This window comes from Pseudoxanthomonas sp. (assembly GCF_035999195.1).
In the GTDB taxonomy this organism is placed as follows: domain Bacteria; phylum Pseudomonadota; class Gammaproteobacteria; order Xanthomonadales; family Xanthomonadaceae; genus Pseudoxanthomonas_A.
Map to the genome: position 1 here is coordinate 739,739 of NZ_DASYGY010000004.1, position 17,361 is coordinate 757,099.

19 protein-coding genes are annotated in these 17,361 nt (G+C 69.9%); 11 read left to right on the forward strand and 8 right to left on the reverse strand.

Annotated elements, in window-relative coordinates; genetic code table 11:
- Positions 1-89 precede the first annotated feature (89 nt).
- The 4 genes from prmC (at position 90) to VGN58_RS04120 (ending at position 3,378) form a co-directional block, all read left to right on the forward strand.
- Positions 90-962, forward strand: a complete 873-nt coding sequence (prmC, locus tag VGN58_RS04105; RefSeq protein ID WP_327481892.1) for a peptide chain release factor N(5)-glutamine methyltransferase — start codon at positions 90-92, stop codon at positions 960-962.
- Positions 963-992: 30 nt separating this feature from the next.
- On the forward strand, positions 993-1,934 hold the full coding sequence (gene pip / locus VGN58_RS04110; protein WP_327481894.1) for a prolyl aminopeptidase: 942 nt from the start codon (positions 993-995) through the stop codon (positions 1,932-1,934).
- 33 nt (positions 1,935-1,967) lie between these two features.
- On the forward strand, positions 1,968-2,861 hold the full coding sequence (locus tag VGN58_RS04115; RefSeq protein WP_327481896.1) for a dienelactone hydrolase family protein: 894 nt from the start codon (positions 1,968-1,970) through the stop codon (positions 2,859-2,861).
- Positions 2,862-2,967: 106 nt separating this feature from the next.
- Positions 2,968-3,378 carry a DUF4019 domain-containing protein gene (locus tag VGN58_RS04120; protein WP_327481898.1) on the forward strand — a complete coding sequence of 137 codons (411 nt, stop codon included), beginning with the start codon at positions 2,968-2,970 and terminating at the stop codon, positions 3,376-3,378.
- Positions 3,379-3,383: 5 nt separating this feature from the next.
- On the opposite strand, the gene VGN58_RS04125 is transcribed toward VGN58_RS04120, so the two are convergent.
- The 3 genes from VGN58_RS04125 to VGN58_RS04135 are packed head-to-tail and all read right to left on the reverse strand — an operon-like array spanning position 3,384 to position 5,485.
- On the reverse strand, positions 3,384-3,950 hold the full coding sequence (locus tag VGN58_RS04125) for an NUDIX hydrolase (protein ID WP_327481900.1): 567 nt from the start codon (positions 3,948-3,950) through the stop codon (positions 3,384-3,386).
- A gap of 40 nt (positions 3,951-3,990) precedes the next feature.
- Positions 3,991-4,911, reverse strand: a complete 921-nt coding sequence (locus VGN58_RS04130) for a 5'-3' exonuclease (RefSeq protein WP_327481902.1) — start codon at positions 4,909-4,911, stop codon at positions 3,991-3,993.
- Positions 4,904-5,485, reverse strand: a complete 582-nt coding sequence (locus tag VGN58_RS04135) for a nitroreductase (protein ID WP_327481904.1) — start codon at positions 5,483-5,485, stop codon at positions 4,904-4,906. Before VGN58_RS04135 ends, VGN58_RS04130 begins: the two co-directional genes overlap by 8 nt.
- Before the next feature lie 141 nt (positions 5,486-5,626).
- Between VGN58_RS04135 and VGN58_RS04140 the strand changes: the two genes are divergently transcribed.
- From VGN58_RS04140 to VGN58_RS04150, 3 genes are all read left to right on the forward strand, one after another.
- A complete protein-coding gene (locus VGN58_RS04140; protein WP_327481906.1) occupies positions 5,627-7,804 on the forward strand; it encodes a DUF1631 family protein in 2,178 nt (725 codons plus the stop codon).
- A gap of 173 nt (positions 7,805-7,977) precedes the next feature.
- Positions 7,978-10,290: a DUF1631 domain-containing protein gene (locus VGN58_RS04145; protein ID WP_327481908.1), complete on the forward strand. Its 2,313-nt coding sequence runs from the start codon at positions 7,978-7,980 to the stop codon at positions 10,288-10,290.
- Positions 10,291-10,364: 74 nt separating this feature from the next.
- A complete protein-coding gene (locus tag VGN58_RS04150) occupies positions 10,365-11,474 on the forward strand; it encodes an NAD(P) transhydrogenase subunit alpha (RefSeq protein WP_327481910.1) in 1,110 nt (369 codons plus the stop codon).
- Between the two features lie 3 nt (positions 11,475-11,477).
- Here the strand turns inward: VGN58_RS04150 and VGN58_RS04155 are convergent, their stop codons facing one another.
- Genes VGN58_RS04155 through VGN58_RS04170 form a run of 4 tightly spaced genes read right to left on the reverse strand, consistent with a single transcriptional unit; the run spans position 11,478 to position 13,238 of the window.
- Complete coding sequence (locus VGN58_RS04155) at positions 11,478-11,924, reverse strand: DUF3106 domain-containing protein (RefSeq protein WP_327481912.1); 447 nt, start codon at positions 11,922-11,924, stop codon at positions 11,478-11,480.
- Entirely contained in the window at positions 11,921-12,313 is a 393-nt protein-coding gene (locus VGN58_RS04160; protein WP_327481914.1) for a hypothetical protein, read from the reverse strand. Before VGN58_RS04160 ends, VGN58_RS04155 begins: the two co-directional genes overlap by 4 nt.
- Positions 12,310-12,879, reverse strand: coding sequence for an RNA polymerase sigma factor (locus tag VGN58_RS04165; protein ID WP_327481916.1), 570 nt, complete (start codon positions 12,877-12,879; stop codon positions 12,310-12,312). The genes VGN58_RS04160 and VGN58_RS04165 overlap by 4 nt, the downstream gene beginning before the upstream one ends.
- Positions 12,880-12,902: 23 nt before the next feature.
- A complete protein-coding gene (locus tag VGN58_RS04170) occupies positions 12,903-13,238 on the reverse strand; it encodes a hypothetical protein (protein ID WP_327481919.1) in 336 nt (111 codons plus the stop codon).
- A gap of 167 nt (positions 13,239-13,405) precedes the next feature.
- On the opposite strand from VGN58_RS04170, the gene VGN58_RS04175 reads away from it, so the two are divergent.
- Both VGN58_RS04175 and VGN58_RS04180 read left to right on the forward strand, forming a co-directional pair.
- The gene (locus VGN58_RS04175; protein WP_327481921.1) at positions 13,406-13,720 is read left to right on the forward strand and encodes an NAD(P) transhydrogenase subunit alpha; all 315 of its coding nucleotides are present in this window, start codon (positions 13,406-13,408) and stop codon (positions 13,718-13,720) included.
- Positions 13,717-15,108: an NAD(P)(+) transhydrogenase (Re/Si-specific) subunit beta gene (locus VGN58_RS04180; protein WP_327481923.1), complete on the forward strand. Its 1,392-nt coding sequence runs from the start codon at positions 13,717-13,719 to the stop codon at positions 15,106-15,108. The genes VGN58_RS04175 and VGN58_RS04180 overlap by 4 nt, the downstream gene beginning before the upstream one ends.
- A 15-nt stretch (positions 15,109-15,123) precedes the next feature.
- On the opposite strand, the gene VGN58_RS04185 is transcribed toward VGN58_RS04180, so the two are convergent.
- Positions 15,124-15,537 (reverse strand): hypothetical protein, encoded by a 414-nt coding sequence (locus tag VGN58_RS04185; RefSeq protein WP_327481925.1) that lies wholly within the window; start codon positions 15,535-15,537, stop codon positions 15,124-15,126.
- A 110-nt stretch (positions 15,538-15,647) separates the two neighbouring features.
- Between VGN58_RS04185 and sufT the strand changes: the two genes are divergently transcribed.
- Together sufT and VGN58_RS04195 are read left to right on the forward strand one after the other, a co-directional pair.
- Positions 15,648-16,199 (forward strand): putative Fe-S cluster assembly protein SufT, encoded by a 552-nt coding sequence (gene sufT / locus VGN58_RS04190; RefSeq protein ID WP_327482076.1) that lies wholly within the window; start codon positions 15,648-15,650, stop codon positions 16,197-16,199.
- Positions 16,200-16,250: 51 nt separating this feature from the next.
- A complete protein-coding gene (locus VGN58_RS04195; protein ID WP_327482078.1) occupies positions 16,251-17,348 on the forward strand; it encodes a branched-chain amino acid aminotransferase in 1,098 nt (365 codons plus the stop codon).
- The last annotated feature ends 13 nt before the right edge of the window (positions 17,349-17,361 follow it).

Below are 17,361 nucleotides of genomic sequence, written 5' to 3' on the forward strand. Positions count from 1 at the left end.
TGCCTCCATACGCGATTGAGCACCATGATGGTGCGGCGCGGCGATGCGGTGGCGTCCGGCCTCGTGGCGGGCCCGGTACCATGCGCCCCATGTCTGCCGACCTGCCCACCGCCCGCCTCGACCTGGCCCTGCGCGCCGCCGCGACACGCCTGCCCGGCCCCGATGCCCGCCACGAGGCCGAACACCTGCTGCTGCAGGTGCTGGGGCGCGACCGGGCGTGGCTGTTCGCCCACGGCGACGATTCCCTGACCGAGCCGCAGGCGGCGTCGTTCGAGGCGCTGCTGACCCGGCGCGCGGCGGGCGAACCGCTGGCCTACCTGCTGGGCCGGCGCGGGTTCTGGACGCTGGACCTGCAGGTCTCGCCCGCCACGCTGATCCCGCGCCCGGAGACCGAGCGGCTGGTCGAGCTGGCGCTGGAGCGCCTGCCGGACGACCGCACGCTGCGCGTGGCCGACCTCGGCACCGGCAGCGGTGCCATCGCGCTGGCGCTGGCGAGCGAACGGCCGCAGGCGCAGGTGGTCGCCACCGACGTCAGCGAGGACGCGCTGCGGGTCGCCCAGGCGAACGCGAGCGCGAACCGCATCGCCAACGTGGCGTTCCGCTGCGGAAGCTGGCTGGCGCCGCTGGCCGATGAGCGCTTCGACCTGATCGCCAGCAATCCGCCGTACATCGCCGACGGCGATCCCCATCTGGGCCGGGGCGACCTGCGTTTCGAGCCGCCGACGGCGCTGTCGTCCGGCGCCGACGGGCTGGACGCCATCCGCGAGATCGTGGCGACTGCGCCTGCGCACCTGCTGCCGGGCGGCTGGCTGTTGCTCGAGCATGGCTGGGACCAGGGCGCGGCCATCCGTGCGCTGTTGCTTGCGGCGGGCTTCGTCGAGGTCGCCACGTGGACGGACCTCGAGCAGCGCGACCGCGTCACCCTGGGGCGCGTAACGGAAGCGCAGGACCGCAGCAGCTAGACTGTGGCTTTCCTCCAGGACCCGCCGCCCATGCGCACGCTGTATCCCGACATCGAGCCCTTCGACACCGGCACGCTGAAGGTCGACGACCGCCATACGCTGTACTACGAGCAGTGCGGCAATCCGCAGGGCAAGCCGGTCGTGCTGCTGCACGGCGGGCCGGGCGCCGGCTGTAGCCCGAAGATGCGGCGCTTCCACGATCCCGCCAAGTACCGCATCGTGCTGTTCGACCAGCGCGGTTCCGGCCGATCCACGCCGCATGCGGACCTGGTCGACAACACCACTTGGGACCTGGTCGCCGACATCGAGAAACTGCGCGAGAAACTCGGCATCGACCGCTGGCAGGTGTTCGGCGGCAGCTGGGGCTCCACGCTGGCGCTGGCCTATGCCGAAGCGCATCCGCAGCGCGTCACCGAGCTGGTGCTGCGCGGCATCTTCATGCTGCGCCGCTGGGAGCTGGAGTGGTTCTACCAGGAAGGCGCCAGCCGCCTGTTCCCGGATGCATGGGAGCACTACGTCACTGCGATTCCGCCGGTCGAACGCCACGACCTGATCTCCGCCTTCCACCGTCGCCTGACGTCCGACGACAAGGCCACGCGCCTGGCGGCGGCCAAGGCGTGGAGCGTGTGGGAAGGCGCGACCAGCTTCCTGCATGTGGACGCCGATTTCGTCAGCGGCCACGAGGAACCGGAGTTCGCGCTGGCGTTCGCGCGCATCGAGAACCACTACTTCGTCAACGGCGGCTTCTTCGAGGTCGAGGACCAGCTGCTGCGCGATGCCTCGCGCATCGCCGACATCCCGGGCGTCATCGTGCACGGCCGCTACGACGTGGTGTGCCCGGTCGCCAACGCGTGGGAACTGCACCAGGCCTGGCCGAAGGCGAAGCTCGAGATCACGCCGGCGTCCGGCCACTCCGCGTTCGAAGCCGAGAACGTCGATGCGCTGGTACGGGCGACCGACGCCTTCGCCTGACCCGACGCGTCCACGACCACCGAGGGAACCACGATGGACGAACAGCGCACACCGGCTTCCGCCTTCGACCAGCGCGTGCTGGATCTGTACGACGACTACGTCCACGGCCGCATCGACCGGCGCGGCTTTCTCGCCGGCGCGGCCAAATTCGCCGTGGGCGGCACCACGGCCGCGGGTCTGCTGGCGGCGCTGACGCCGCAGTACGCGTTCGCCGCGCAGGTGGCGGCGGACGATCCGCGCATCACCACGGTCTATCGCACGTTTCCCGCGCCGCAGGGCCACGGCGAGGGTCGCGGGCTGCTGGCGATGCCGCGTGCGGAAGGGCGCCATCCCGTCGTGCTGGTCGTGCACGAGAACCGTGGCCTGAACCCGTACATCGAGGATGTGGCGCGCCGCCTCGCGGTCGCCGGCTTCATCGCCTTCGCGCCCGATGCGCTGTATCCGCTGGGCGGCTATCCGGGCAACGACGATGCCGGCCGCGAGATGCAGGCCACGCTCGACCGCGCCCGCGTCCTCGCGGATCTCGAAGCCGCAGCGCGCTTCGCCGACGGATTGCCGCGCGGCAACGGGAAGCTGGGCGTGATCGGCTTCTGCTTCGGCGGTCTGGTGACCAACCTGCTCGCCTCGCGGCTGCCGGAACTGGTCGCTGCGGGCGTGCCTTACTACGGCGGCCAACCCTCAGCGGAAGAGGCGGCGCGCATCAAGGCGCCGCTGCTGCTGCAGTTCGCCGAGCTGGATACGCGCGTCAACGCCGGCTGGCCGGCCTACGAACAGCAACTGAAGGCGGCGGGTGTGGCGTATACCGCGCACGTCTACCCGGGCGTGAACCATGGCTTCCACAACGACACCACGCCGCGCTACGACCAGGCCGCGGCGGACCTGTCCTGGCAGCGCACGCTGGCCTTCCTGCGCCAGCATCTCGACTGACCCACGCCATCCCGCCGTGTCCGGTGGCGCTGCGGCGTGACGAAGAATCCGGGGACGTGCCGCCAGCGCTCCGCAGGCGGCGAAGGAGCCGGACGGGCAGGGCACGATGACGGAAGCGGCATCACGGGTGGCGGCGAGGATCGGGCTGGAGGACGTCGACATCCAGCGACTGGGCATGGCGGCGATGCGCTTCATCAGTGCCATCGAGCAGGGCGAGCACGAGATCCTGTGGTCGGCCGCGTCGTCGACGATGCGCAACGCCATGCCGAAGGAATCGTTCCTCGACCAGCTCATGCGGCGCCACCGCGACCTCGGGCGCGGCACGGCGCGGCGGTGGGCCGCCGTGCGCGTCGATCAGCCCGCGCATCGTACGCGCTGGCAGATCGGGACCTATGCCGTGCTCGAGTTCTCGGTGAAGTTCGGCGCGATGGGGCTGCCGCATCGCGAGACCGTCACCCTGCGGCGGGAAGAAGAAGGGGTGTGGCGCCTGGCCGGCTATGCGGTGAAAGTCGACTGACCGCCTCAACCGCGCGGCGTGCCGTCGAGCGCGTGGTCGATCATCCAGAGGCCCGCCCACAGCTTGGCATCCAGTTCATAGCCTTCCGCCATCTTCTGCGCCAGCCAGGCCGCCGCGCGCGTGCGCGGAACCGCATGCACGGTGATGTCTTCATCGCCATCCCCGCCACCCTCGCCGACCTTGCGCAGGCCGCTAGCGCGGACGAAGGCGATCTTCTCGCTGCTGCTGCCCGATGACGTGGGGCCGATCATCAGCACCTCGGCCTGGTCGGCGGTCCAGCCGGTCTCTTCCTCCAGTTCGCGGATCGCGGAGACCTCGATCGATTCGCCCGCATGGATATCGCCCACCAGCCCCGCCGGCATCTCGATGGTGCGCGCCTGCAGCGGCACGCGGAACTGTTCGACGAACAGCACGTCGTCGTCCGGCGTCACCGCGATGATGATGGCCGCGAGTCCCCCGGCATGCGCGCGCTCCACGTACTCCCACGTGCCCCGCACCATCATCCGCTGGTATTTGCCCTGCCAGACCACCTCGGCGGGCACGTTGTGCTTGTCGTCGTCGTGTTCGTCCATGCCGCGATGCTAGCCGGTGCGGGTGACGTTTTACAGACGATCAGTAGGCAGGATCCTCCAATCCCGCCGCCACCCGCAATCGCCGCCGCGTCATCGGTCCGAAGCGGAGCGCCTCCGACAATGCGCCCAGCATGTCGCCGTCGGCCTGGCCGCGTTGGTGGCCGATGGCGATGTCGCCCAGCGGTGCATCCAGGGCGATGGTGGTGAGCTGGCGCCACAGCAGTGCGTGTTCGCGCTGTTCGCGCAGGCGCACCGCCATCGTGGCGGCACCGCGCAGGCGCAGGAAGGCGACTTCGTCCATGCGGCCGAGCAGGGTATCGAGGTCGCCGAAGTGCGCCAGCAACACCGCGGCCGACTTCGCACCGATGCCGGTCACGCCGGGAATGTTGTCCACCGCATCGCCTGTCAGGGCCAGGTAGTCGGCGATCTGGCGCGCTTCCACGCCGTGACGGGCCTTCACGCCGGACGCGCCCCAGCGCTGTCCGCGCGCGAAGTCCCACTGCTCGTCATGGTCCTGCAGCAGCTGCGACAGGTCCTTGTCGGCCGATACGATGACGCCGCGGAATCCCTCCGGTCGCGCGGCATGCAACGCGCTGCCGATCAGGTCGTCGGCCTCGTATTCCATGTGCGCCAGCACGCTCAGGCCGAGCGCGGCGCACAGCGCCTTGCAGTGGGTGAACTGGCGCCGCAGCGCTTCCGGCGCCGGTTCGCGGTTCGCCTTATAGGCGGGGTAGAGGCGGTTGCGGAAACAACTGTCCAAGGCCTCGTCGAAGGCGATGGCGATGTTCGCCGGACGTTCCTTCTCCAGCAGCTCCAGCAGGAAGCGCGCGAAACCATGCACCGCGTTGGTCGGCCAGCCGTCGGCATCCTGGAACTCGTCCGGCATCGAATGCCAGGCGCGGAACACGTACAGGCTGGCGTCGACCAGGTAGAGCGGGCGCGGGTGGAGCGCTTCAGGCATCGGGCGTCCACTCGGTCAGCAGCGCGGCGGGATCCGGCCGCTCGCGCTCCGGTGCCTGCAGGCGCGGTGTGCCGATGTGGATGAAGCCCACGATCTTCTCGTTCGGTGCGAGCCCTAGCAACCCGGTGACGTGGTCGTCGTACGCCATCCAGCCGGTCAGCCACTGCGCTCCGAATCCGCACGCCTGTGCCGCCTGCAGCAGGGCGAAGCACACGCTGCCGGCGGTCAGCAGCTGTTCCTGCTCCGGCACCTTGTGGCCCGGTGTCAGCCGGGCGACCACGGTGATGATGTCCGGTGCGCTGGAAAAGCGGCCGCGATCCTTCTCCACGGCGGCGTCGGAGGCGCCGGGGTCGAGCGCGCGGGTGCGCTCGGCCAAGCGGTCGCCCAGGACGTGACGTGCGTCGCCATGGACATAGATGAAGCGGAACGGCACCAGCTTGCCGTGATCGGGCACGCGCACGGCCGATGCCAGCATCCGCCGCAGCGTGACATGATCGGGGCCGGGTTCACCCAGCTGCTTAGATGGGACGGAGCGGCGCGCGTCCAACGCCTGCAACAGACTTTCGGTGGGCATCGAGTCGCCTTATAGTGGGATGCAGTGCACAGTATCGATGCACGAGTTTAATCGCAGCGGATGCGTTACGGTCCTCTGCCATGCACGGAACCGTGAGTCGATACGGAGCGCCGTGGACCATCTGGCCGATCGAACGACGCAATGCCCACCACGCCGCCGCCTCTCCCGACCACTGGCAACCAGCTCGTCGCGCTGCTGCATGAAGCCATGCAGTCTCCGCTGGAAGCGGCGTTCGCCGACGTGGTGGATGGGTTGCGCCAGCCCATGCTGGACCGGCTGGAGCGGATGGAACTGGATCGCGGTCCCTATCTGGAAGGGCTGCTGGCACTGAAGGACCGCCGTGAGGCGATCCTCCGGGGATTCCGCGAGGACATGACATCGGCCTGGCGGATCGCGGCGGACGGCGAAGCCGCGGCGGTCCGGTTCGGCGAAGAGCCGACCAGCAGCGTCAGCGGCCTGGGACTGGTCGAGGAGGACGAACTCGACGTCCGGCTGGCGACCGAGCACCTGGCCGAGGCGATCTCGCGCGAGTGGCAGTCCGAGCTGCTGCGCCTGAACGGATACCTGACCTGGCTGGACATGGGCGTGCGGCTCACGCCCGACAGCGCGCCGTATTCGCCATCGCGCATTGCGATGGCGGTGTACCGCGGCTTCGCGGCGGCGTCGCTGCCGGGCAACGTCCGCGCCCTGGCGGTGCAGTGCTGCGCGCGCGAGTTCGTCGAGGTGCTGGGTCCGATCTACGAAAACCTGCATGCTCGGCTGGTGCGTCGGCTGGGGCCGCAGGACAGCACGGGGCCGAGGGTGCGGCGCGCGCAGGCGATTCCCAGCAGTGGCGACGAAGCCTCCAGCGAGCCCGACTGGATGACGCGCTTCTTCGTCGAATGGGACCACGAGGACCACGAGACCGCCGCCGACGCCGCGACGCTGCCGCCGGCCCTGCACCAGTTGCTGGAGGAGTCGCGGCACCAGCGGGCACGGGAGCAGGGCATGGCGCGTGCGGCCGGCGCACGCACGTCGCTGTCGCAGCGGGAACTGATCGTGGCGTTGACGCTGCTGCAGATCGCCTCGCCGGAAGTGCATGCCGAAGTGCTGGCCAATCCACGGCGGTTGCAGGCGGCGTTCAAGCAGCAGATCTTCCTGCAGGCCGCGCAGCTTGGCGTGGCGCCGGAAGCGGTGGCGATTTCGGAAGCGGACGAGAACGTCGTCGACCTGGTGGGCATGCTGTTCGAGGTGATCTTCCGCGAAAGCCACTTGGGCGAGGAACAGGTGCATGTGCTGGGGCGCCTGATGGCGCCGATGACGAAGGTCGCGCTGCAGGACCGCAAGCTGTTCCTGCAGGCCAGCCATTCGGCGCGGCGGTTGCTCAACCTGCTGGTGGAGGCGTGCGACGGCAACCCGGGCGAGAACGATGCCCAGCGCCTGTTGCTGGAAAAGGTGAAGGACACCGTGCAGCGCCTCGTCGCGGACTTCGACGAAAGCCAGTCGGTGTTCCGCGCCGCGCGGAGCGACTTCAACGATTTCTATGTGCATTACCGCGCGGAAGCGGAGAAGGTGGAACAGGCGTTGGCCGCCGAACAGCAGGCGCGCGACGCCGAGGCCGACCTGCTGGCCGGTTTCGCCGCCTCACTGGACGCGCGCCTGCAGGGCGCGGACATGCCGGCGCCGATGCGCGACGTGTTGCTCGCCGGGTGGCCCGCCTATGCGGCGCGCATGCAGGCGCTCAACAAGCCGCAGGCCGCGCCAATGATGCTGGACGGCCTGCTGCGCGCCGTCGACGACGCCCAGGTCCGTCAGGACGTGCGCGCCTGGCATGCCGCCCTGGACTGGTTGCAGCCCATGTGGATGGCGTCGGGCCAGGCGCGACCTGCCATCGCCGCCCTGCGGGAGCAGCTGTTCTCGCGTCTGGTCGCGCCCCACGAGGCGGCGGAACACGCCGCGCCGCCGCAGCCCGTTGCGCCCGCGACACCGGCGCCGACCACCGTGCTGCCCGGCCTGCTGGAAGCGCAGGAGTGGATGGAGGGTCTGCAGCACCTGGATCCGGTGATGACCGCCTACTTCCAGGGCCTGCGCGAAGGCAGTTGGCTGGACTTCGTCGACAAGGACAACCGCGTGCAGGCCGGACGGCTGAGCTGGATCAGTCCGTTCTCGCGGCGCATGATGTTCGTCAACCGCGCGGGCGCGCGCATCTGCGTGGCGTCGGTGCAGGAACTGGTGGTGATGGCGCAGCTCGGGCGCGTGCGCATGCATCGCGACGAGGACGCGTTCTACAGCGCCATGCAGGGCGTGGTGGACCGGTTGGTGACCCCCGACGCGGATTGAGCCCGCATGCAAGCCGCGTGCCGTGCGGGCTTTCCCTGAGGTAACGTGTTGCGCGGCATCAAACTGCCGAGGCCATCACGGTTGCCCGTCGGCATGATTTCCTACGATGTCGGCGCGGATCCCCCGTCCGTATCCCCCACCTTCCTTTCGCCCGTCAGGGCGGGGACCCCTGCATGTCGAATGTCCTCAACATCGCCGACCGCCCCGGGCGCGACACGCGCCTGCTGGAGCAGGCGCGCGACGCCGCGATCCCGCCGCTGGTCGATGCCTTCGCGGTGGCGCTGGGCCGTTTCGACGATGCGCTGTTCGACCGCGCCGAGCGCGCTGGTCCGTCGCAGATGGCCTTCCTGGATGCGATGCGCGAACTGCGCCGCCGGCGCGACGACATCATTGGGCGGTTCCGTGGCCAGCTGCAGCGCTCGTGGAAGGCGCTGGAGGCCGGGCAGCCGCTGCCGATCGAGCAGGTGTTCCTGGAATCGGCCGAGGACACCCTGAGCCTGGTCTCCGAGCAGGAACTGGAATCGCGCCTGGCCGTGCGCAACTTCGCCAGCGTCATCCAGCGCGAGTGCAAGCCGGTCCTGGCGCGGCTGGACCGCCGCCTGGGCTGGATCGCCGGCGACATCGCACTGGACGCGGACCTCAACCCCATCGGCCCCGAGCACATCGGCGTGGCCGTGCACCAGGCATTCGCGGGTTGCGATCTGGCGCCCGACGTGCGGCTGGTGGTGATCAAACTGTGCGAGCGCGACTTCGTGCCCGCCATCGCGCGCATCTACGCCGCGCTCGACCAGCGCCTGATGCAGGTCGGGGTGATGCCCGAGCTGCCGGCGCGCCGTGCGCCGGCATCGCCCGCCGCCGCGGCGACCGAGGAACTGGACGGCCCGGGTGACGGTGAAGAACCGGGCGCCCCGGCCTGGGCGGCGCGCTTCCTCAACCGCATGGCCGGCGTCAGCCGCGGCCTGCAGGCCAGTCAGTCGGCGGCGCCGCCGGCCGGGTTCGGCGAGGTGCCGCCGGGCTACGCGTCCGGACCGGGCGCGCAGGGCGTGCTGCTGGAGGCCCTGCACCATCTGCTGCAGGAATCGCGCCGCGGCCGCGACGCCGGCGAGGCGCCGGAACCGCGTGCCGTCGATCCGCGCCAGCGCGACCTGTCCCAGCGCGAAATGCTGTCCGTCCTGTCGCTGCTGCAGGCCTCGCCCAGCGCCACGCTGCGCGCCGCCATCGGCGACACCGGCGAGTCGCTGTCGCAGCGGCTGAAGAACGAAGTGCTGAGCAGCGCCACCCAGTTGGGCGTGGATCCGTCGCAGGCGCGCCTGGCGCCGGTCGACGAGGACGCCATCGACCTGGTCGGCATGCTGTTCGACGTGATGCTGGACGAGCGCGATCTGGAGGGCCGTCCGCGCGAACTGATCGGCCGGCTGGTGGTGCCGTTCGTCAAGGTGGCGCTGCTGGACCGCCGCATGTTCGTGCAGAAGACCCATCCCGCGCGTCGTCTGCTCAACGTGCTGGCCGAGGCCTGCGAGGGCAACAACGGCGAGAGCGCGGCCGAGCGCACGCTGCTGACCAAGGTGGAGGAAGTGGTCGACCGCCTGGTCGCCGAATTCAACGAGAACCTCGCGATCTTCCTGACCCTGGAAGAGGAATTCCGCGCCTTCCTCGAGCAGCACCGCCGCCGCATCGAGATCGCAGAGCGCCGCGCCGCCGAAATCCAGCGTGGCCAGGAGCGCCTCGAAGCCGCGCGTGCGCGCATGACGGCGGAACTCGACGAGCGCCTGGGCGACCGGCGCGTGCCGCAGGCGATCGAGGACTTCCTGCGCCAGCCGTGGGCGCACCACGTCACCATGACGGTGCTGCGCGAGGGCGACGACGGCCCCGGGCTGCGCGAGTCGCTCGCGCTCGCCGACGGCATCCTCGAGGAACTGACCGAAGCCCAGCGCCATGTGGTGGGCAAGCCGTGGCTGCAGGCCTGGCGCGCGGGCATGCTGAAGGTGTTCGCCAGCGTCGGCATGAACCAGGACGCGGCGGCCGGTGCCGTCGACGCCCTGCACGACACCCTGCAGGCGGTCGCGGCCGCCCGGCCCGACCTGGAAAAGGCGTTGCCGGAACTGCCGCAGGTGGTGTTGCCCAAGCCGGTCGCCGACGAGGACACCACGCCGATCCAGCTGGTGGGCGGTGCCGATACGCTCGACTTCGACCACAGCGATGCCGACCACTTCCGCGGCCTGCCCATCGGCACCTGGCTGGACTTCATCGACAAGGACAACAAGGTGCAGGCGGGCAAGCTGTCGTGGGTCAGCCCGATCTCGTCGCGCCTGCTGTTCGTCAACCGTCGCGGCGTCCGCTTCTGCGTCGCGTCGCCGGAGGAACTGGCGGCGATGGTGCGGCTGGGTCGCCTGCGCACGCACCAGAGCGAGGATGCCTTCGACAGTGCCATGCAGGGCGTGATCGAGCGCCTGGAGCCGGCCTCCCCGGCGGCCACGCCCGCCTGAGTCCATCGCCTCCGCGCGGCTCCGCCGCGCTCTGTTAGCATCGCCGCACGGATGACCTAACGACGAGGGGCGCAATGGCGGTCGAAGTTCGGGTACTGAAGGAAACCGCCGCCGGCGAGCGCCGCGTGGCCGCGACGCCGGAAACCGTCAAGAAGCTGATCGCCGCCGGTGCGCGCGTCCTCGTGGAGCGCGGGGCCGGCGAGGGCGCGGGCTTCGTCGACAGTGCGTATGCCGATGCGGGCGCCGACACGGTCGACAGCCAGGGTCGCGGCAGCGCCGATCTGGTCCTGTGCGTGCAGCCACCGTCGTCCGACGCCATCGCCGCCCTCAAGACGGGTGCCACGCTGGTGGGCATGCTGCAGCCCGCCGCCGATCCGTCCCGCGCCGCCGCGCTTCAGGCGAACGGCATCCAGGCCTTCCCGCTCGAGCGCTTGCCGCGCACCACGCGTGCGCAGGCGATGGACGTGCTCAGCTCGCAGGCCGGCATGGCCGGCTACAAGGCGGTGCTGATCGCCGCGCAGCTGGCGCCGCGCTTCTTTCCGATGCTGACCACAGCCGCCGGCACGATCCGGCCATCGAAGGTCCTGATCGTCGGTGCGGGTGTCGCGGGGCTGCAGGGCGTCGCCACCGCCAAGCGCCTGGGGGCGCAGGTGGAAGGCTTCGACGTGCGGCCGGAAACGCGCGAGCAGATCGAATCGCTGGGCGGCAGGTTCCTCGATCTCGGCGTCAGTGCGGCCGGCGAAGGCGGCTACGCGCGCCAGCTGACCGACGAGGAGCGCGCGCTGCAGCAGCAGCGGCTGGCCGATCATCTGAAAGGCATCGACGTGGTGGTGTGCACCGCGGCCGTGCCCGGACGTCCGGCACCGAAGATCATCACCACGACGATGGTCGAGGGCATGAAGCCGGGCAGCGTCATCGTGGATCTCGCCGCGGAAACCGGCGGCAACTGCGAACTCACGCGGCCCGGCGAGACCTATGCGCACAACGGCGTCACCGTCGCCGGCCCCCTGAATCTCGCCAGCCAGGGCGCCGTGCACGCCAGCGAAATGTACGCGCGCAACGTGCTGAATTTCGTCGCGCTGTTCGTCAAGGATGGCGCGCTGCAGTTCGACTGGGACGACGAACTGCTGGCCAGGACGGTGTGGCCGGAGCGGCCCGCCGTAGTGGCCAACGCCGCCGCCTGATCCTCAGCGATCCGGCCGCCGGTCGCGATCGCGTCTCGGCGGTGCGTGGTCGCGCATCCAGGCTTCGCGCTGTTCCGGCGTCATCTTTTTCCACTGCTCACGCAACGCATCGCGCTGTTCCGGCGTGAGCGTCTTCATGTGGCCATAGAGCGCACGCGCCTGGCGGCGCTGCTCGGGGCTCATGTTCTCGAACCGCTTCATGCCGTGGCGCGCCTGCGCGCGCTGTTCCGGGGTGAGCGCCTGCCAGCGCTGCGCGCGTTCGAGCATCCGGGCACGTTCGTCCGGCTCGCGGTTCCAGCGATCGCGCACCGGCGCGATCAGCGCCTCGCGCTGCTGCGGCGTCAGTCGGTCCCAGTCGGGCAGGGACGCCGTCGAGGACTGGGCCAGAGCCTGGCCACCGGCCAGCGCCAGGCCCAGGACGAGGGTGCGGAGTAGGACAGGGGCGCTCATCGGGTCGACTCCATGGCGAGCGGCTGGGCATCGGCGGATGCCAGCCAGAGATACAGATCGGGATCCTCGTCCAGCGCGCTGGGCACGGCGAGTTCGTCGGCAAGACTGTCCCCCTGCGCGACCGTGGCCGTCACTGCGGGCGTGGTGGCCTGCGGCGCGCGGGGCAGCCATTGCAGGCCCAGGCCGACGGCGAGCACGGCGGAGAAGGCGGTGGCGGTCAGCCAGCGCCAGGTGCGTGTGCGGCCGGCGACCGGTGCCTGCGCGCTGGCGTCGTGGCGCGCGGCACGCAGGCGCATCAGCGTCTGCGGCGAGACCTGCGCCACCGCGGCACGGTGCAGGCGCCGGGCGTGCTGGTCGATGCCGATACCGTCATCGTGGGCGGGGTTCATCGGAATTCCTCCAGTTGCTTTTGCAGGGCCTCGCGCGCGCGGGACAGATGGGTCTTCACCGACCCTTCCGAGCAGCCCATCGCGCGGGCGGTGTCGGCCACGTCCAGTTCTTCCAGCACGCGCAGCGTGAACGCCTCGCGCTGCCGTGCGGGCAGGCCGCGCAAGGCCTGCACCAGACGTGTGTAGGCCTCGCGCTGGTCGTGGGTCTGCGCCGGACCGGCGCCCTGGTCGGGCGCCCAGTCCACCGGGCCCTCGTCGCCGCGGTCGCCGGTCGGCAGCAGCCAGCGCAGCCGGAAGCCGGCGCGGCGCTGCAGGTCGACGATACGCCGGCGCAGGATGCTCCAGAACAGCGGCGACCACTCCGCCGACGGCTTCTCGCGATAGGCCAGCATCTTCATCATGGCGTCCTGCACCGCATCCAGCGCGTCCTCGCGATGGCGCAGGCCGGCCTCGGCGAAGCGGAACGCCCGCGGTCCGATCTCGGCCAGGAACAGCTCGATGGTCGCCGCCAGCGGAGCGGGCGACGACGGTTCCGGCAACGGACTGGGAGAGGTGCTCACCAACATAGAGTAGCGGCCGCTGCCGTGAATCAGCCGCGACGGTCGAGGCGTCGGTCGATGCGGTCGCCGCGCCGGTCCCCGCGCGCTTCGGCACGATCGCCCCGGTGGTCCTGGCGCGCATCGCTGCGGTCGCCCCGGCGCTCCAGCCGGTTTGCAACATGCGGACGGCCATGCCGGTCGGCCCACTGCGCGCGACGGTCGAACTGCCGTTCGATGCGATCGCCGCGCGCATCGAGACGCTGCTCGATGCGGTCGCCCTTGCGGTCCAGCCGGTGATCGATGCGGTCGCCGCGGTCGCCGGCGAATGCGGTGCCGGTAACGGCGAACAGGAGGACGGTCAGGCCCAGCAGTGGCATGCGCTTCATGGCGGGTTCCTCGGTGGAATGGGGTGGGTGTGGCGGGAAGGAGAACGCCCCACGCGGCCGCAGGTTGACGCGGTCACGGGATCCGCGCCCGGGTTCAGGTGCGGTTATGATGCGGACGCACCGGGCCACGCCCGTGCCTCGACAACGTGGACAGGATGGGGGAGCGGATGAGCGACGGGTTCGTGGCGCTGTACATCTTCATGCTGGCGGCCATCGCCGGGCACGTGATCATTTCGCGGGTGCCGGTGATCCTGCACACGCCGCTGATGTCCGGCAGCAACTTCATCCACGGCATCGTGCTGATCGGCGCGATGGTCGTGCTGGGCCACGCCGATACCACGCTGGAGAAGGCCATCGGCTTCGTCGCGGTGTTGCTGGGCGCCGGCAACGCGGCCGGCGGTTACGTGGTGACCGAGCGCATGCTGGAGATGTTCAAGAGCAGCAAGCCATCCCCGCGCACGCAGGCGGAGAGCGGCAAATGACTGCGCTCACGCTGGTGAAGCTCAGTTACTTCGTCGCGGCCACGCTGTTCCTGCTGGGCCTGCAGCGCATGGCCAGCCCGAAGACCGCGCGCAGCGGCATCCAGTGGGCGGGCGCCGGCATGCTGATCGCGACGGTGGCCACGTTCTTCCTGCCCGGGCTGCACAACATCGGCCTGATGATCGCGGCCATCGTGATCGGCGTGGCCCTGAACTGGCTCTGGGGCAAGAAGGTCGCCATCACCGACATGCCGCAGATGGTGGCGCTGTTCAACGGCATGGGCGGCGGGTCCGCGGCGGCCATCGGTGCGGTGGAACTGGTCCGCTATGCCGGCGGCGAGTCGGCCGTGCCGTCGACCTTCACGATGTCGCTGGCGGTGACCGGCGCGCTGATCGGCGCCGTGTCGCTGACCGGCTCGGTGATCGCCTGGGCCAAGCTCGACGGGCGCATGGACAAGCGCTACACGTTCCCGGGCCAGCAGTGGTTCAACGCGCTGGTGGCACTGGCCGCCATCGCCAGCGGCGTGATGGCGCTGACCACGCTGGCGATGCCGTGGATCATCGCCTTCTTCGTGCTGTCGCTGGCGCTGGGCGTGCTGATGACGCTGCCCATCGGCGGCGCCGACATGCCGGTGGTGATCTCGCTGTACAACGCGTTCACCGGTCTGGCCGTCGCGTTCGAAGGCTACGTGCTGGGCAACGAGGCGCTGATCATCGCCGGCACCATGGTCGGTGCGGCCGGCATGCTGCTGACGCGGCTGATGGCCAAGGCCATGAACCGCAAGATCAGCAACGTGCTGTTCTCCAACTTCGGCGGCGGCAGCGCGGCGATGCAGGAGATCGGCGGGTCCATGAAGCCGATCGAAGCGGCCGATGTCGCCGCGATGATGGCCTATGCCGAGCGCGTGGTGATCGTGCCCGGCTACGGCCTGGCGGTGGCGCAGGCGCAGCACAAGATCTGGGAGTTGAGCCAGAAGCTGATGGAACGCGGCGTCAAGGTGAAGTTCGCCATCCACCCGGTCGCCGGCCGCATGCCCGGCCACATGAACGTGCTGCTGGCCGAAGCCGGCGTGCCCTACGACCTGATCGCCGACATGGACGACATCAATCCCGAGTTCGCCAACACCGACGTCTCGCTGGTGATCGGCGCCAACGACGTGGTGAACCCGGTGGCGAAAACCGACCCGGCCAGCCCGATCTACGGCATGCCGATCCTCGACGTGGTGAACTCGAAGAACACCATCGTCATCAAGCGCGGCAAGGGCACCGGTTTCGCCGGCATCGAGAACGCGCTGTTCTACGCCGACAACACCCGCATGCTCTATGGCGACGGTTCCGAGATGGCCAATGCGCTGGTCAGCGAACTGAAGGCGCTGGACGGCGGGCACTGAGCCGGCCGTTCCGTTTCAGCGCGTCCACCACGCCGCCAGCAGCGGCGCCACCAGCAGCGCCACCCCATCCAACGGCGTGGTGGTCAGGGAAATCAGCGTCCACGCGTGGTGCGCGCCCAGTCGCAGCACCGAATCCCACGGGGCAAGCCCGAACGGGAATCCCATCTGGGTGGCGGCGATGGTCCACAACGCCAGCACGGAGACCGCCGCGGTGACCAGGGCGGCCAGCACCGCGCGGCGCATGCCGGCGGCCATGCCGCCCAGACGCACCACCAGCACCACGTCCAGCGCCACCAGCAAGGCCATCCAGCCGGCCTGCCGCTGCAGGTAGACCGCCAGCGCCACCCAGATCACCAGCACGCAGGCGCTGGCCAGCACGAGCATCAGGGGAACAAGCCAACGGGCGGTGCGACGCGGGGCGGGGGACATGGAGACTCCGGCAGGGCCGCCAAGGATACGGCCTGAACGCGACCGCCGGGGCGCGGGCGCTACAATGGGCCGCCTTGCAGCGCCCCGTGCGCGCCCCCATCTGGTCCGGCATGTATTCCCGCAGCAGCGAACCCGTCCAATTCTCCCGCGACTGCGCCGCCGTGCTGGTGCCGCAGGGCGAACTCGTCACCCTGCCGGCCGGCAGCTATGGCTACATCACCCAGGCCCTGGGTGGCAGCTACACCGTCTTCGTCGAAGGTAACCTGATGCGCATCGCCGGCCGCGATGCCGACGCCATCGGCAAGGAACCGACCGAGCCGCTGTCGCTGCCCGACAACGCCAGCGACGAGGAGGTCGAAGCGCTGGTCTGGAACCAGCTGCGCACCTGCTTCGATCCGGAAATCCCGTTCAACATCGTCGACCTGGGCCTGGTGTACGAAGCCAACCTCACCACCCGCGAGGACGGCCAGCGCGGCGTCGACGTCAAGATGACGCTGACCGCGCCCGGCTGCGGCATGGGCGAGATCCTCGTCGACGACGTGCGCAGCAAGCTGGAGATGATCCCCACCGTCGCCGAGGCCGACGTCGAACTGGTGTTCGACCCGCCGTGGGGCCGCCACATGATGTCCGATGCCGCCAAGCTGGAAACCGGCATGCTCTGAGCCTCCGGGCTCGCCACCGCAGACCCCGTCAGGAAGGAAGAGATGAACGTGATGAACGCCGCCCCGTTGACCTACCGCGTGACCCGCAACGAGAAGGCCCGTACACCGGCCGAGCGCGACGCCATCCTCGCCAGCCCCGGGTTCGGCCTGCACTTCACCGACCACATGGTCGAGATCACGTGGGACAAGGCGCAGGGCTGGCACGACGCGCAGGTGCGCGCCTACGGTCCGCTGTCGCTCGACCCGGCCGCGTCGGTGCTGCACTACGGCCAGGAGATCTTCGAAGGCATCAAGGCCTACCGTCATGCCGATGGGTCCATCTGGACCTTCCGTCCCGACGCCAACGGCAAGCGCCTGCAGCGCTCGGCCGCGCGCCTGGCGCTGCCGCAGTTGCCGGTCAGCGAATTCGTCGAATCGCTGCGCCAGCTGGTCGCCATCGACGGCGACTGGGTGCCGTCGGCGCCGGAGACCAGCCTGTACTTCCGTCCCTTCATGATCGCCACCGAGGCCTTCCTCGGCGTGCGCGCCGCGCAGCAGGCCGGCTACTACGTCATCGCCAGCCCGGCGGGCGCGTACTTCGCCAAGGGCGTGGCGCCGGTGGCGATCTGGCTGTCCGAGGACTACGCACGCGCCGCGAAGGGCGGCACCGGTGCCGCCAAGTGCGGCGGCAACTACGCCGCGTCGCTGCTGCCGCAGCAGGAAGCGCAGGCGCAGGGCTGCTCGCAGGTGCTGTTCCTCGATCCGGTGGAAGGCAAGTACCTGGAGGAACTCGGCGGCATGAACGTGTTCCTCGTCTACCAGGACGGCCGCATCGTCACGCCCGAACTCTCCGGCAGCATCCTGGAGGGCATCACCCGCGACAGCATCCTGCAGATCGCGCGCGACCGCGGGCACACCGTGGAAGAGCGCAAGGTCTCCATCGACGAGTGGAAGCAGGGCGTGGCGTCGGGCGACATCGTCGAGGTGTTCGCGTGCGGTACCGCCGCCGTCATCACCCCGATCGGCCAGCTCAAGGGCAAGGGCTTCGAGGTCGGCGACCTCAACGCGCCGGCCGGCGAAGTGACGATGGGCATCCGCAAGGAGCTCACCGACATCCAGTACGGCCGCGTGCCGGACCGCCACGGTTGGCTGTTGAAGCTGTGCGATTGAGCGCATTTCCCGA

Coding starts and splice junctions, on each gene's coding strand:
- VGN58_RS04195 (WP_327482078.1), top strand. CDS start 16,251: ATGAACGCCGCCCCGTTGACCTACCGCGTGACCCGCAACGAGAAGGCC.
- VGN58_RS04150 (WP_327481910.1), top strand. CDS start 10,365: ATGGCGGTCGAAGTTCGGGTACTGAAGGAAACCGCCGCCGGCGAGCGC.
- pip (WP_327481894.1), top strand. CDS start 993: ATGCGCACGCTGTATCCCGACATCGAGCCCTTCGACACCGGCACGCTG.
- VGN58_RS04135 (WP_327481904.1), bottom strand. CDS start 5,485: ATGCCCACCGAAAGTCTGTTGCAGGCGTTGGACGCGCGCCGCTCCGTC.
- VGN58_RS04185 (WP_327481925.1), bottom strand. CDS start 15,537: ATGTCCCCCGCCCCGCGTCGCACCGCCCGTTGGCTTGTTCCCCTGATG.
- VGN58_RS04145 (WP_327481908.1), top strand. CDS start 7,978: ATGTCGAATGTCCTCAACATCGCCGACCGCCCCGGGCGCGACACGCGC.
- prmC (WP_327481892.1), top strand. CDS start 90: ATGTCTGCCGACCTGCCCACCGCCCGCCTCGACCTGGCCCTGCGCGCC.
- VGN58_RS04140 (WP_327481906.1), top strand. CDS start 5,627: ATGCCCACCACGCCGCCGCCTCTCCCGACCACTGGCAACCAGCTCGTC.
- VGN58_RS04180 (WP_327481923.1), top strand. CDS start 13,717: ATGACTGCGCTCACGCTGGTGAAGCTCAGTTACTTCGTCGCGGCCACG.
- sufT (WP_327482076.1), top strand. CDS start 15,648: ATGTATTCCCGCAGCAGCGAACCCGTCCAATTCTCCCGCGACTGCGCC.
- VGN58_RS04120 (WP_327481898.1), top strand. CDS start 2,968: ATGACGGAAGCGGCATCACGGGTGGCGGCGAGGATCGGGCTGGAGGAC.
- VGN58_RS04125 (WP_327481900.1), bottom strand. CDS start 3,950: ATGGACGAACACGACGACGACAAGCACAACGTGCCCGCCGAGGTGGTC.
- VGN58_RS04175 (WP_327481921.1), top strand. CDS start 13,406: ATGAGCGACGGGTTCGTGGCGCTGTACATCTTCATGCTGGCGGCCATC.
- VGN58_RS04115 (WP_327481896.1), top strand. CDS start 1,968: ATGGACGAACAGCGCACACCGGCTTCCGCCTTCGACCAGCGCGTGCTG.
- VGN58_RS04130 (WP_327481902.1), bottom strand. CDS start 4,911: ATGCCTGAAGCGCTCCACCCGCGCCCGCTCTACCTGGTCGACGCCAGC.
- VGN58_RS04160 (WP_327481914.1), bottom strand. CDS start 12,313: ATGAACCCCGCCCACGATGACGGTATCGGCATCGACCAGCACGCCCGG.
- VGN58_RS04165 (WP_327481916.1), bottom strand. CDS start 12,879: ATGTTGGTGAGCACCTCTCCCAGTCCGTTGCCGGAACCGTCGTCGCCC.
- VGN58_RS04170 (WP_327481919.1), bottom strand. CDS start 13,238: ATGAAGCGCATGCCACTGCTGGGCCTGACCGTCCTCCTGTTCGCCGTT.
- VGN58_RS04155 (WP_327481912.1), bottom strand. CDS start 11,924: ATGAGCGCCCCTGTCCTACTCCGCACCCTCGTCCTGGGCCTGGCGCTG.